This is a genomic window from Arthrobacter sp. Soil_C_49 (assembly GCF_057656635.1).
In genome coordinates this window covers 49,522-62,829 of sequence record NZ_JBDGJZ010000003.1, presented here as the reverse complement: position 1 = coordinate 62,829, position 13,308 = coordinate 49,522, and the positions used below count along the sequence as shown (strand labels likewise).

Sequence of the window (13,308 nt, the reverse complement as noted above, 5' to 3'; positions counted from 1 at the left end):
AACATTTTACAATGTATGTCAACAAGGGCTGTGCTGAATTTGTAACGAATCCGACTCGTATTGAGGAACATATATGTTGAAGAAGATTGCAGCCGCCGCCGCTTTGGCTGGGGCACTGGCCTTCACTGCCGCGGCTCCGGCCGTTCTGTCTGCGGGTTCCATCGCCGACACGGAGAATGTTGCCGTAGCACGCACGGGCAACTGGCCCGATCCCATGTCAAAGCCGGTCAAGGATAAGAACACCGACACCACGTACACCACGTACACCGGCAACTGGCCTGACCCGATGTAATAGCTTCCTCAACACAGGAGGCGAGGGAGGCCCCGGAGCAACTGCTCCGGGGCCTTTCCCTTTACCCGAAAGTTGCTGTTTGGCGGGGCCGGCCAGGAACGCAAAAGAGGGCCTCCCGTAGGAGACCCTCTTTCGTTATGGTCGGGATGACAGGATTTGAACCTGCGACCTCTTCGTCCCGAACGAAGCGCGCTACCAAGCTGCGCTACATCCCGATCCGCTGCAAAAGCAACTTTACAAGGATAGCCGATGCGGGGTCCCGATGCGAAATCCTGCATCTGGCCGCCCGATACCCCGGCTCAGACCAGCGAGTCCTTCCACGCGCCGTGCAGGTCGGCAAAGCGTCCGCCGCCGCCGATCAGCTCCGCGGGTGAGCCGTCCTCGACGATCCGGCCGTCGTGCACCACCAGCACCCGGTCCGCGGTTTCCACAGTGGACAGCCGGTGCGCGATGATCAGTGCCGTCCTGCTGGCGGCGTCCGTGCCCGCCAGCAGTCGGGCGAGCCCAAGCTGCACCAGCCGCTCTGAGGGGATGTCCAGCGACGACGTGGCCTCGTCCAGGATCAGCACGGCCGGGCGGGCCAGGAACGCCCGCGCGAAGCTGATGAGCTGGCGCTGCCCCGACGAGACCCTGCCGCCGCGCTTGTTGACATCCGTGTCATATCCTTCGGGAAGTTCCAGGATGAAGTCATGCGCGCCCACCGCTTTCGCTGCTTCCTCGATTTCTGCCCTCGACGCCTCCGGCCGGCCCAGCGCGATGTTGTCGGCCACGGAACCGCTGAACAGGAAGGCCTCCTGGGTGACCATGACGATGTTCCGCCTCAGGTCCGTGGTACTCAGCTTGCGCAGGTCCACGTCGTCCAGGGTCAACGAGCCGGAGGAAACATCGTAGAAGCGGGCGATCAGCTTGGCGAGCGTGGATTTCCCGGCACCTGTCTGGCCCACCAGGGCCACTGTCTGGCCGGCAGGGATGTGCAGGGTGAGCCGGGGCACGACGAGCGGGCCGTCGCCGTAGCGGAACTCTACGTCCTTGAAATCGATCGCACCCCTGGCGTTCCGCAGTGCCACCGGATTTTTGGGCGGCCGGACAGTGGGCACTTCCTCAAGGAGGCCGGATACCTTCTCGAGGGCTGCCTGGGCACTCTGGAAGGAGTTGTAGAACATCGCCATCTGGTCCACGGGCTGGAAGAACCGCTTGGTGGACAGCATGAGCGCCAGCAGCACACCCACGGCAAGGTCGCCGCTGAGCACACGGAACCCGCCGAAAAGCAGCACCACGGCCACGCACACGTTTCCGATCAGCACCAGCCCCGGCTGGAAGATGCCGTTGAGGTTGATGGACCGGACGGTCACCAGCCGGTAGTCCTCGGCAAGCCTGCCGTAGCGGTCAGCGTTTTCATGCTCCTTGCGGAAAGCCTTCACTGCCCGGATGCCGGTCATCGTCTCCACAAAGTGCACGATCAGCCGGGCGGACACCACCCGGGATTCGCGGAACACGATCTGGGAGTGCTTCTGGTACCAGCGGGCCAGGAAGAACATGGGGACACCCGCAGCCAGCACCAGCAGGCCGCTGCGCCAGTCCAGCGCGAACACCGTGACGGCGGTGAAAATCATAAAGAGCATGCCGGACGCCAACGAGCTGACGCCGGAGTCCAGGAGCTCGCGCAAGGCTTCCAGGTCCGAGGTCTGCCGGGCAATGATCCGGCCGGATGTGTACTTCTCGTGGAACTCCAGGCTCAGCCGCTGGGTGTGGCGGAACACCCGCAGGCGCAAATCCAGGAGCATGGCCTGGCTCAGCCGCGCGGTGGAGGTCACATACAGGGCGGTGAGTCCCGCCGTCGCCACCGCCGCGAGCAGATAGGCGACGCCGGTGAACACCAGGGGGAGGTTGTCCCCGGCCTGCAGGGCGGGCAGCGCATTGTCGATGCCGAAGGCGATCAGCGCCGGACCGGCCACGCGGGCCGCCTGCGAAAGGACCACCGTGGCAATCGTCAGCCAGAACCGCAGCCGTACCGGCCGGATCAGGCTGCGCAACAAAGCCAGCGACCGCCGTCGTACTGCCCTGCTGTCGCTCTTGCTGAGGTGGGCGTTGTCCTCGTTGGCCGTGCCGAACGTTGTGCTGCTCATCGGGTCGCTTCCTCTGCCTGGTCCTCGAGGGCGGACAGCTCGGAGTCCAGGTCGCGCGGTTCATGGTCCAGGCTGGCGATGACGTACCGGTAGTGGGGGTTGCCCGCCAGCAGTTCGGTGTGCGTGCCGACGGCGGTGATCCGGCCGTCCTCCAGCAGCGCCACCCGGTCCGCCAGCGCCACGGTGGACGGGCGGTGGGCCACGATCAGCGTGGTGGTGTCCTTCAGCACGGCCCGGAGGCGCGTTTCCACCAGTTCCTCCGTGTGGACGTCCAGGGCGGACAGCGGATCGTCCAGGACCAGCACGCGGGGGCGCGCGGCGATGGCGCGGGCCAGGGCAATCCGCTGCCGCTGCCCGCCGGAAAGGCTGAGTCCTTCCTCGCCGATCAGGGTGTCCACACCCTCGGGCAGCGAGTACGCAAAGTGCGACTGGGCCACGTCCAGGGCCTCGTCGAGGACGGCGTCGGTGCGCACTGGAGCGCCGAGCAGGACGTTGTCCCGGACCGAATTGGAGAACAGCGTGGTGTCTTCGAAGGCCACTGCGACGATCCGGCGGAGCTCCTCCACATCGAAGTCCCGCAGGTCCACGCCGTCAATAGTGATGGCACCGCCGGTTACGTCGTAGAGGCGCGGAACAAGCTGGATCAGGGCACTCTTGCCGCTGCCGGTGGTTCCCACCAGCGCCATGGTTTCACCAGGCCGGACGTCGAGGTTGATGTCCTTCAGGATGGGTTTATCCGGCGCGTCCTCGAAGGCGAAGGTGGCGCTGTTGAAACGGAGTGCGCCGGCCAGTTCGCCGGGCCGGCGCGGCTCCGGGGGACTGGTGATGGTGTTGGGCGTGTCCATCACTTCGAAGTGACGGTCGACGGCGGTCTTGGCAGTAAGTGCCATGGCCAGCAGCATTCCGGAGAACTCCACCGGCGAGGCCATAACGGCCGCGGTGGCAAAGAACGCCACCAGCGAACCGATGCTGAGCTGCCCGCCGGCGCACAGCATCACGCCCACTACCAGGCCCCCACCGAGGGCAAGTTCGGGAAGCAGTGTGACCACCATGGTGAATGTCGCCTGGTGGCGTGCCTTTTCGATTTCCGTCTGGCGCAGTTCCTCGGCTTGTTCGTTGAAGTTTTCGAGCGCCTCCCGGCTCCGCCCGAAGGCCTTGAGCACGCGGATGCCGTGGACGGATTCCTCCACAGTGGTGGCGAGGTCGCCGGCCTGGTCCTGGCTGCGGCGGGCCACCCTGCTGAAGCGGGTCCGGAACCGGAAGCTGTAGGCCATGATGGGCACCGCGGCGGCCAGGAAGATGAGGGCCAGCTGCCAGCTCATCACGAACATCACGGTGATGCCGATGATCACCGTGAGGGTGGTGACCACCAGCATGATGGCGCCGAATGCCATCCAGCGGCGCAGGAAGTTCAGGTCCGTCATGGCACGGGACAACAGCTGGCCGGATCCCCAGCGGTCGTGGAAGGAAACCGTTAAGTCCTGGAGGTGGTCGTAGAGCGAAATCCGCATCTTGGTTTCCACTGACGTGGCAGGGTTGATGACGAACTGCCGGCGCAGGGCCACCAGGCCGGCCTCGGCTACGCCCAACACCAGGATGGCGCCCGCGGAAATCCAGACTGCTTCCGTTGCACCGCCGGCTTCCAACGATTCATTGACCAGCACCCGGAGGACCTGCGGGATGGCGAGAGCAACAACACTTGCCATCAGGGCGCAGAGAAGACCCAGCAGAAGCCGGGGGATGATCGGCCGGACATGGGGGTAGAGGCGGCTGATTGATCGAAAAAATGGAGTTTGCTTGGCCATGCCCGCTTCTCAAGCTCTAAATCGAATGTAGTTTCCCGTAGCAACTACCCTATGCCATGGCGTGAGACGATTCACAGGCTTCCGGGCCGCCTTTGAAACTTGGCCAGTTATTGCATGACGCAATGGACTTCGCGACCGCGCCCTCCGGTTGAGCTATCAGGTGTGGTTCCCCAAAGCCCCAGTGGGGACCCAAGCCCGGTAGCGCAACGGGGTCAGCTGGGCGAGGTGAGGGTGAGCAGGACCGCTTCGGGCCTGCAGGCGATGCGGACCGGGGCAAAGCGCGAGGTGCCGATGCCGCCCGAGACGTTTACCGGCGTCGTGCTTCCGTTGCTCTGCCAGTCATTGAGGCCCTTGGCCCGCCAGGTGGGGAGGTCGCAGTTGGACACCAGGGCGCCGTAACCGGGAATGCACAACTGGCCGCCGTGGGTGTGCCCGGCGAGCAGGAGGTCCGCGCCGTCCTCGGTGAAGTGGTCCAGCACGCGCTGGTAGGGGGCGTGGATGACGGCGACGCGCAGATGCGGAACGGCGTTCTGGTTGACCGTCCCGCGGGGCCAGCCGGCGTAGCGTTCACGGTTCAGGTGGGGATCGTCCACACCGGAAAAGTCGAAGCGGATGCCCTTCAGGGCCACCGACTGGTGCCGGTTGGTCAGGTCTATCCAGCCGCCCATGCCAAAGCCCGAGCGCAAGCGGGGCCAGTCCAGCTGGACGGGCTTCGGCTTCACCTTGGACGGGCCCAGGAAATAGGAAGCCGGGTTTTTCAGGCTCGGCGCGAAGTAGTCGTTGGAACCGGGGACAAAGACGCCGGGGAACTCCAGGAGGGGGCGGAGCGCCGCCAGGAGCGGGTCCACGGCCTTGGCGTGGCTGAGGTTGTCGCCGGTATTGACCACCAAGTCCGGCTCCAGGCCTGCCAGGGACTCCAGCCAGGCCGCCTTCTTGTCCTGCCCCGGGACAAAGTGGATATCGCTCAGGTGCAGGATGCGGAAGGGTGCCTGCCCGGGCGGGAGGATGTCCAGCGTCTCCTCGCGCAGCTCAAACTGGTTCTTCTCCCACAGGCCGTACCCGACGGCAGCCAGTCCCGCCGCGGCGCCGGCTCCTGCGGTGACGGCAAAGCCGCGCCCGATAGTCCGGGCGCGGCTTGCCAAAGCACTGGTCGACATCATCGGCGGCTAGCCGTTCCCGTTTCCATTGCCGTTTCCGTTCCCGTTGCCGTTACTGCTCGGCTGCGGTGCAGGCTGGGTGGCGGGTGCGGAAGGAGCCGTAGTGGCCTGAGGCGTGGACGGGGTGGTCCGTGTAGTGGCTCCGCCGCCATTGAGGAGGTTGCTCGGCGGCGCCGGGAACGGATTGGTGCCGTAGGACGGGGCGATCCTGGACATGAAGTTGGAGAACATCGGCCCGGCGATCATGTAGCCGTCAATGCCCTGGTAGAACTTCCCGTTGACCGTGATGTTCTGTCCCGCGCGGCCCTGGTCTCCCAGTGCGTCACCGAACCAGGCAGCAGTGGCCAGGCCGGTGGTGTGGCCAACAACCCAGGTGGAGCCGTTGTTGTTGGACGTACCGGTCTTGGCGCCGATGGGGAAGCTGGTCCTGGTGGAGATCCGGGGCTGGATGAGCGAGCCGGATCCCCGGTTGAGGACTTCCTGCAGCGCGTAGTTCACACCACGGGCCACCTCGGGTTTGATGGCGTCCCGGCAACTGGTGGACTGAGCGGGCAGATCCTTGCCGGTTGCATCCTTGACGGACGTGATGGCGATGGCTTCACAGAACTTGCCGTCATTCGCGAACGTTGCGAAGGCGCTGGCCATGGTCAGCGGTGACGTCTGGGTTGAACCCAGGAGGTTGCCCAGGAGGGACATATCCACCTTGGGATTCGGCTCGCTGCCGTCCCGGGACGGCAGGCCGCTGTGGAGTCCGACGGCGTCGACCACCTTCTGGATGCCGCAGAAGTCCAGCTGGGCTGCGGAAGCGAAGGTCACGGTGTTGATTGAGTTGTAGAGGCCTTCAAGGACGGACAGCGGCCGGTACCACTGCGGCTCTGCGTTCTGCAGGTCATCAGCTGTGCCAAGCCCCTGGTTCTTTTGCGCCGTGCTGTAGCCGCCGGTCACCTTGCCGCAGGTATGCCGCCACGGGAAGCTCAGCGGGTAGACACGCTGGGCCGAATTCACCACGGTGTTCATGGACTTGCCCTCATTGAGCCATTCAGCAAACGTGAACGGCTTCATGGTGGAGCCGGGCTGGGCGCCGCCCATGCCGTTAAGGTCGTTGCCGTCCTTATCCAGCTTGTCCACATTGAAATTCAACTGGGAATCGAAGCTGCCCTCGCCGGGCAGGAAGGAGGTGTTCTGCGCCATGGAGACGATCTTGCCGGTGCCCGGCTGCACGGACACCATCGCAGCGCCCCATTTGTCCGGGTTGGCGCCGGCGGAAGCGTTGACCTGCTCCTGGGCAACGGCCTGGGCGTTCGGGTCCAGCGTGGTGGTGATCGTGAGGCCGCCGCCGTAGATCAGGCGCTGGCGCTCCTTGAGGTCTGCGCCGTACGCCGGGTTGTTCTCCAGCAGGTGCAGGATGTAGTCGCAGAAGTAAGGCGCGCTGGACGCGTAGGCGCAGCCCTGCTTGGGCTGGGTCACCTTGGTTTCCACCGGAGTGGCGACGGCCGCGTCATGGTCTGCCTGGCTGATCTTGCCCTGGTTCAGCATCAGGCCCAGGACCAGGTCGCGGCGCTCTTTCGAGCGGTCGGGGTTGGCGATGGGGTCAAACGCGGAGGGACTGTTGACCAGGCCGGCCAGCAGCGCAGCCTGCGGGAGCGAGAGGTCCTTGGCCGAGGTGCTGAAGAAGAACCTGGACGCGGCCTCGACGCCGTACGCATCGCGGTTGAAGAACACGATGTTAAGGTAGCCCTCAAGGATCTGCTCCTTGTTGAACTCCTTCTCCAGGGCGATGGCCAGCTTCATTTCGCGCAGTTTGTCGCCCACGCCCTTGTTCACGCCGTTGAGCTTGATCTGGTCCTCGTTACCCTCGGCGGCGAGGTTGGCGTTGAGGACGTTGTTGACGTACTGCTGCGTGATGGTGGAGGCGCCCTGCTTGTTGCCGCGCGCGGTGCTCACCAGGGCGCGCAGGATACCGGTGGTGTCCACACCGCCGTGGTCATAAAAACGGCTGTCCTCGACGGCGATGACAGCTTCTTTCATGAACGGCGAAATCTGGTCCAGTGCAACCTTGGTGCGGTTCTCCGTGTAGACGCTGGCGATCTCGCTGCCGTCCGCGGCCAGGATCCTGGTGGTCTGGTTGGGCGGATCAACCTTCAGCTCTGCCGGAAGGGTGTCGAAGAACTCGATCGAACCACTGGCCGCGCTGCCCGAGACGGCTGCCGCGGGGACCAGCAGGCCTGCTACCAGGACACCACAAAGTGCACTCACGCCAAGGAAAACGAGGATCTTTCCAAGGGTGGTGGCAGTGTCGAATAATGGGTTCTTACGAGTCGCCATGTTTTCCACTTTACCGGCAAGGACTAGTCTTTCTCTCATGACCAAATGGGAGTACGCCACGATTCCGCTCATTATCCATGCCACAAAACAGATCCTGGACCAGTGGGGAGATGACGGCTGGGAGCTTGTCCAGGTAGTTCCCGGACCGGACGGAAACGGTCTGGTTGCCTACCTGAAGAGGGAGAAGCAGTAGCATGAGCACCTCCGCAGAAGCCCAGTCCGGCACCGCCGCCACGCCTGTTTCCGCTGTTGAGCAGCGGCTGGCGGACCTGGGGCTGACCCTTCCCGAGGTGGCCGCCCCGGTAGCCGCCTACGTCCCCGCCGTGATCTCCGGCAACCACGTCTACACCTCCGGCCAGCTGCCTTTCATTAATGGCAAACTCCCGGCAACCGGGAAAGTCTCCGCCGGCACTGAAGGCTTCGCCGACGAGCCCACCGTTTCGCCCGAGGACGCCCAGCAGTACGCCGCGGTCTGCGCCGTCAACGCCCTGGCAGCCGTCAAAAGCGTCATCGGCGACCTCGACCGCATCACCCGGATCGTCAAGGTTGTGGGATTCGTCTCATCGGACCCGTCCTTCACAGGGCAGCCCGGCGTGATCAACGGTGCCTCGGAACTGCTGGGCCGCGTCCTCGGTGACGCAGGCCAGCACGCACGTTCCGCCGTCGGCGTTTCCGTGCTGCCGCTCGACTCTCCGGTAGAGGTCGAACTGATCGCCGAATTCAGCTAGGACCGGTCGCTTCCTTTGCCTCAGCTCGCCCGACGCCTGTTTGCACTCCCTCAAGACCTTGAAGGGGCAGCGCAGAGCTGGCTTGAACACGGCGAGAGGAGCCCTCGGGCCGCCCGCCTCGCATCGTCCGTTGTCCTGCTGCGTGATTCCCCCACCGGCCTGGAAACCTGGCTGGCTTACCGGCCCGGTTCCTCGCCGCTGGGGGTCCTCGCGTTTCCCGGTGGCTCACTGGACGCCGCCGACGACGACCCCGTCGGCTGGCTGGGCCCCTCACCCCAGCATTGGGCTGAGCAGATGGGAACGGACGACGTCGGGCTGGCGCGCCGCCATGTGGTGGGAGCCATCCGCGAACTCTTCGAGGAGACCGGCCTGCTCCTTGCCGGCCCGGATATGGCCACCACCTTTGAAGCAACATCCACCGCTGACTGGATGCGCGCCCGCCTCGCCGTGGCCGAGCAGGAAAAGACGTTCCCGGAGCTTCTTGGCAAACGCGGGCTGTCGCTGCGGACCGACCTGCTGAAGTCCCTGGTTAACTGGCGCAGCCCCGACTTCGCCCACCGCCGGTTCGATACCCGCTACTTTGCCGCCACCGTTCCGCTGAACCAGCAGCCCACGCTGCTGGAAGGCAAGGGTGTGTGGGGGCGGTGGGTTAACGCTGCCGAGGTCATAGCCGGGCGGGACACCACTGCCCTGGGCGACGAGGTAGGCCAGGAGAACACCGTGGGCCGCACGCTCGGCGAGCTCCTGGTGCCCGGCTCCGAGATCATGCTCGAAAAGATGGCCATGGCCAACGGCTGCATCGCGTACCTCAGCTACAAGCGCAAGGCGCACGTCTACCAGCCGCAGCTGGTGGAGGAAGACGGAAAGCTCCTGCTCGAGGTCGAGGCCGCCAAGACCGTGGCGGGGGACCCCCAGCGCGAACGCTGAACATGAAGCCCTAGATGCGCCGCAGCGTTGAATAGGGGCTGCTGGGCAGGTTTCCGGCTGTCCACGGTTTGACGGGCGGTTCCAGCGGAATCTGCCCGCGGCCGTCCCGGATCACCAGGACCACCGTGCCGACCATCGCGGCAACGGAAGCCAAGCCCAGCAGGATCAAAACAACCACCATAGCCACGGACATCGCCATGCACCTCTAGGCCCAATTTTACGCCGGGCCATAGCCGCGAGCCCCGCAACGCCCGCTCAGATTTGGTCGCCTAAACCCGGACGCCCGCTCAGATAGGCCGGGAGGTTGTCACGCTCGCACAGTCAGCAGGCGGCAGATGTGAGCCGGCGTTCGCGGGAGGACGGCCACAAGTGAGCACGGGTCTATAGCAAGGCGGCCACAAGTGAGCGGGCGTTGTTGGCGTTGAGGCGAAAACTTCCCGAACATGACAAAGGCCGCCCTTTTTGGGGCGGCCTTTGTGCTGTGCAGACTAGCGGGAGCGCTGGCGGAGGCGCTGCATGTCCAGGATGACCACGGCGCGGGCTTCCAGGCGGAGCCAGCCGCGCTGGACGAACTCAGCAAGGGCCTTGTTCACGGTTTCGCGGGATGCTCCGACCAGCTGGGCCAGCTCTTCCTGGGTCAGCTCGTGGGCAACCAGCACGCCGTCCGTGGCCGGGCGGCCGAAGCGGTCCGCGAGGTCCAGGAGTGCCTTGGCAACGCGGCCGGGCACGTCCGAGAACACCAGGTCCGAGAGGGAATCGTTGGTGCGGCGCAGCCGGCGGGCGAGGGCCTGCAGGAGCTGCGCGGAAACCTCGGGGCGGGTGCGGAGCAGGTTGTTCAGGCTTTCGTTCTTCAGCCCGGCAAGGCGGGTCTCCGACACTGCGGTGGCGGTGGCGGTACGCGGGCTGGGATCGAACAGGGCCATTTCGCCGAAGAGCTCACCCGGGCCGAGGATGGCGAGGAGCGATTCACGGCCGTCCGGGGAGGTGCGGCCCAGCTTCACCTTGCCGGAAACGATGAAGTAGAGCTGGTCGCCCTGGTCGCCCTCACGGAAAACCGAAGCACCGCGGGAAAGGTCCACCTCAGTGAGCTCGTCCGTCAGCAGACGGAATGCGTCGTCGTCGAGCGTGGCGAAAAGTGGTGCTCGGCGCAGTACCTCGATGTCCATAAAATCTCCTGAATAAAAGTGTCGGCTGTGGCGCTTGTGCCATTGTTTCAGAATTTTCAAGGTTCTGTGACGAACTTGGCAGCCAAAACGCCCCAACGGCGGGCAGGGGAGGCGGCGGCAGCCCTCAGAAAATTGTCAGCCTGCGCCACTAGAATGAGCCTACAACTGCTTATAAGGAGCCTTAGTGGTCGGCTTGACTGTCCTGGACATCGTCCTGATCCTGGCGCTGCTGTCCTATCTGGCCTACGGCCTGCGCAACGGCTTCCTCGTCACGGTCGGCGGCATTGCCGGGTTTGCCGCCGGAGCCATCGCCGCCTTTTTCGCGGTCCCCTTGGTGAGCGGCTTCGTGACCGACTCCGGATGGAGGCTGACCGCCATCGTGGCCGCCGCCGTCGCGCTGGTGGTTCTCGGCCACGGCCTCGGCACCATGATCGGCCGTCAAGTCCGCGGCGCCATGCGGATCAGGCCGCTGCGGGCCGTTGACCGCCTGGTGGGCGGCGCCGTGAACCTGGCGGTCTCCGCCCTGGTCATGTCCATGCTGGCCTTCAGTATCGGCTCCCTCGGCGTGCCGTTTGTTTCCCAGCAGCTTGCCGAGTCCAAGGTGATCCGTTTTATCGACGGCATGACACCGGACCCCGTGAAAGCCACCATGGCCCAGCTGCGGTCGGAGGTGATCGGCAACGGCATTCCCACGCTGATCGAGGGCCTGGACCAGGGCCAGGCCGTGCCGGTGCCGGATGTCAGCACTGATACCCCCGCCCTGAACCGGGCCGCCGAATCCGTCCTGAAAATTGCCGGGACTGCGTACCAGTGCGGCCAGAACCAGACGGGCACCGGCTTCGTGGTTTCGGAAGACCGGATCGTCACAAACGCCCATGTTGTGGCGGGCGTGTCGGAGCCGGTGGTCGAGATGGCCGACGGCGGAGCGATGCCCGGGCGTGTTGTCTACTTCGACACCCAGCACGACCTCGCCGTGCTCGCCGTGGAGGACCTTCCTGTCCAGCCCCTGCCGCTGAGCACCGACCTGCCCAGCGGCAGCCCGGCAGCGTTCGCGGGCTACCCGCACGGCGGGCCTTTCCAGTCCCGGCCCGCCACCATCCAGGACATCACCACGGTGCTGGTGCCGGACATTTACGGCAGCAACCCGTCGCCCGAAGAGATCTACCGGCTGGCCGGGAACGTCCAGCCCGGCAACTCCGGCGGCCCGCTCCTGACCACCGACGGCCAGGTGGCCGGTGTGATCTTCGCGAAAGCGACGTCTGACGCGGAGATGGGCTTCGCCATCACCATGGACGACCTGAACCCCGTAGCCTCGCAGGCCGCGTCACTGAGCGCCCCCGTTTCTTCGGGGCAGTGCATCCAGAAGTAAGGGCCCTCCAAGAAGCAGCAGCAGGAGGCTAGAGGACCTCCGCGAGGTAGTCGATGGCCAGCTTGTAGCCGAATACCCCGGCTCCGACGATCACCGCGGAGCACACCGGCGACAGGAACGAATGATGCCGGAATTCCTCGCGCTGGTGCACGTTGGTGATGTGAACCTCGACGGCGGGCAGCTGCACCGCTGCGAGGGCATCGCGAAGTGCCACGGACGTGTGCGTGAAGGCGCCGGCGTTGAGGACAATTCCGACAGCGGATCCCCGGGCGGCGTGGATGGCGTCCAACAGCACGCCCTCATGGTTTGACTGAACGCATTCGGCCGCGAACCCGTGTGCCTGAGCAGTGCGGGCGGCCAGTTCCTCCACGTCAGCCAGGGTGGACGTGCCGTATTTTTCCGGTTCGCGGGTTCCCAGCAGGTTCAGGTTGGGTCCGTTGATTACCAGGATGGTGCCGCGGCTGTCTGCGGTGGTGGCTTCAGTCATGGATGCAAATCTAGTGCTGCGGGGCCCGGGATGCATTTCTTACGGTTCGCTCATCACTGGCCCGGGCCTGCCACCCTGGGCGACAGCGAGCCGCAGCCTGCCTACCTTCTCCTGCAGGACACGCTGCGCCTCCAAACCCAGCCCGGGGTCGCTGATCACCTCGTCCACTTCGTCCAGTGACGCGATGGAACTGATACCCAGCACCCCCCACTTGGTGTGGTCCGCCAGCACCACGGTCTTTCGCGCTGCGGCCACAAACGCCCGGTTCGTTTCCGCCTCAAGCAGGTTGGGCGTGGTGAAGCCTGCCACCGCATCCATGCCGTGGACACCAAGGAACAGCAGGTCCAGGTGCAGCTGCTTCAGCGCACCTGTGGCGATGGGACCCACCAGGGCGTCCGACGGCGTGCGCTCGCCGCCGATCAGGATCACGGTGGAAGCGAAGCGCGCAGTACCGGCCAATACGCCGTGGTGGAACAGGTCGGCGATGCGCACAGAGTTAGTGACCACTGTGATCTGCGGGCCATTGACCAGTTCCTTGGCCAATGCCCACGTAGTGGTTCCAGCGCTCAGCCCCACCGCCATTCCCTCATGCACCAATGAGGCCGCTTCCACGGCGATTGCACGCTTTTCCGCTGTCAGTTGTGTGGCCTTTAGGTCGAAACCTGGCTCGTGTGTGCTCGTGTGCCCGGGAATTTTTGCCCCGCCGTGAATCCGCTCCAGGCGGCCGCCCTCTTCGAGCACCTCAATGTCGCGGCGCACCGTCATCAGCGATACCCCCAGTTGCTGGGCCAGGTCGGAAACCCGGACAACCCGCTCGCGCTGGACGGCGTCCAAAATCGCTTGATGTCGGGCGGCAGGGAGCATGGAGGCGAATCCTTCGGCGCAGGCGGCAAGGGCTGCTCCCAGCATACGACGACGGCGACGCC

General features: G+C 65.1%; 13 protein-coding genes and 1 tRNA gene. 5 read left to right on the top strand and 9 right to left on the bottom strand.

Going from position 1 to position 13,308, the window contains the following annotated elements; genetic code table 11:
• Nucleotides 1-73: 73 nt before the first annotated feature.
• On the top strand, nt 74-292 hold the full coding sequence (locus AC3A4Z_RS06505; protein ID WP_050053803.1) for a hypothetical protein: 219 nt from the start codon (nt 74-76) through the stop codon (nt 290-292).
• 138 nt (nt 293-430) lie between these two features.
• On the opposite strand, the gene AC3A4Z_RS06500 is transcribed toward AC3A4Z_RS06505, so the two are convergent.
• The 5 genes from AC3A4Z_RS06500 to AC3A4Z_RS06480 form a co-directional block, all read right to left on the bottom strand.
• Nucleotides 431-507 (bottom strand) — tRNA-Pro (locus AC3A4Z_RS06500).
• A gap of 84 nt (nt 508-591) precedes the next feature.
• Nucleotides 592-2,418: an ABC transporter ATP-binding protein gene (locus AC3A4Z_RS06495; RefSeq protein ID WP_498710830.1), complete on the bottom strand. Its 1,827-nt coding sequence runs from the start codon at nt 2,416-2,418 to the stop codon at nt 592-594.
• Nucleotides 2,415-4,223 (bottom strand): ABC transporter ATP-binding protein, encoded by a 1,809-nt coding sequence (locus AC3A4Z_RS06490; RefSeq protein WP_498710829.1) that lies wholly within the window; start codon nt 4,221-4,223, stop codon nt 2,415-2,417. The genes AC3A4Z_RS06495 and AC3A4Z_RS06490 overlap by 4 nt, the downstream gene beginning before the upstream one ends.
• Before the next feature lie 212 nt (nt 4,224-4,435).
• Complete coding sequence (locus AC3A4Z_RS06485; RefSeq protein ID WP_498711127.1) at nt 4,436-5,380, bottom strand: metallophosphoesterase; 945 nt, start codon at nt 5,378-5,380, stop codon at nt 4,436-4,438.
• Between the two features lie 9 nt (nt 5,381-5,389).
• A complete protein-coding gene (locus AC3A4Z_RS06480; RefSeq protein ID WP_498710828.1) occupies nt 5,390-7,705 on the bottom strand; it encodes a transglycosylase domain-containing protein in 2,316 nt (771 codons plus the stop codon).
• Between the two features lie 37 nt (nt 7,706-7,742).
• Between AC3A4Z_RS06480 and sp36 the strand changes: the two genes are divergently transcribed.
• Genes sp36 through AC3A4Z_RS06465 form a run of 3 tightly spaced genes read left to right on the top strand, consistent with a single transcriptional unit; the run spans nt 7,743 to nt 9,360 of the window.
• Entirely contained in the window at nt 7,743-7,898 is a 156-nt protein-coding gene (gene sp36 / locus AC3A4Z_RS06475) for a Sp36 family protein (RefSeq protein ID WP_003797879.1), read from the top strand.
• Nucleotide 7,899: 1 nt separating this feature from the next.
• Nucleotides 7,900-8,433 carry an Atu1372/SO_1960 family protein gene (locus tag AC3A4Z_RS06470; RefSeq protein WP_493972752.1) on the top strand — a complete coding sequence of 178 codons (534 nt, stop codon included), beginning with the start codon at nt 7,900-7,902 and terminating at the stop codon, nt 8,431-8,433.
• Nucleotides 8,434-8,448: 15 nt separating this feature from the next.
• Nucleotides 8,449-9,360 carry an NUDIX hydrolase gene (locus AC3A4Z_RS06465; protein ID WP_498710827.1) on the top strand — a complete coding sequence of 304 codons (912 nt, stop codon included), beginning with the start codon at nt 8,449-8,451 and terminating at the stop codon, nt 9,358-9,360.
• Nucleotides 9,361-9,370: 10 nt separating this feature from the next.
• Here AC3A4Z_RS06465 and AC3A4Z_RS06460 read toward each other — a convergent pair whose 3' ends face one another.
• Together AC3A4Z_RS06460 and AC3A4Z_RS06455 are read right to left on the bottom strand one after the other, a co-directional pair.
• The gene (locus tag AC3A4Z_RS06460; RefSeq protein ID WP_498710826.1) at nt 9,371-9,553 is read right to left on the bottom strand and encodes a hypothetical protein; all 183 of its coding nucleotides are present in this window, start codon (nt 9,551-9,553) and stop codon (nt 9,371-9,373) included.
• 295 nt (nt 9,554-9,848) lie between these two features.
• Entirely contained in the window at nt 9,849-10,526 is a 678-nt protein-coding gene (locus tag AC3A4Z_RS06455; RefSeq protein ID WP_009359192.1) for a Crp/Fnr family transcriptional regulator, read from the bottom strand.
• Between the two features lie 184 nt (nt 10,527-10,710).
• Here AC3A4Z_RS06455 and AC3A4Z_RS06450 point away from each other — a divergent pair, with 184 nt between their 5' ends.
• Entirely contained in the window at nt 10,711-11,895 is a 1,185-nt protein-coding gene (locus AC3A4Z_RS06450) for a MarP family serine protease (RefSeq protein ID WP_498710825.1), read from the top strand.
• Between the two features lie 28 nt (nt 11,896-11,923).
• Here the strand turns inward: AC3A4Z_RS06450 and aroQ are convergent, their stop codons facing one another.
• Complete coding sequence (aroQ, locus tag AC3A4Z_RS06445) at nt 11,924-12,382, bottom strand: type II 3-dehydroquinate dehydratase (RefSeq protein WP_498710824.1); 459 nt, start codon at nt 12,380-12,382, stop codon at nt 11,924-11,926.
• A gap of 39 nt (nt 12,383-12,421) precedes the next feature.
• Complete coding sequence (locus tag AC3A4Z_RS06440) at nt 12,422-13,246, bottom strand: DeoR/GlpR family DNA-binding transcription regulator (protein ID WP_498710823.1); 825 nt, start codon at nt 13,244-13,246, stop codon at nt 12,422-12,424.
• Nucleotides 13,247-13,308: the final 62 nt, after the last annotated feature.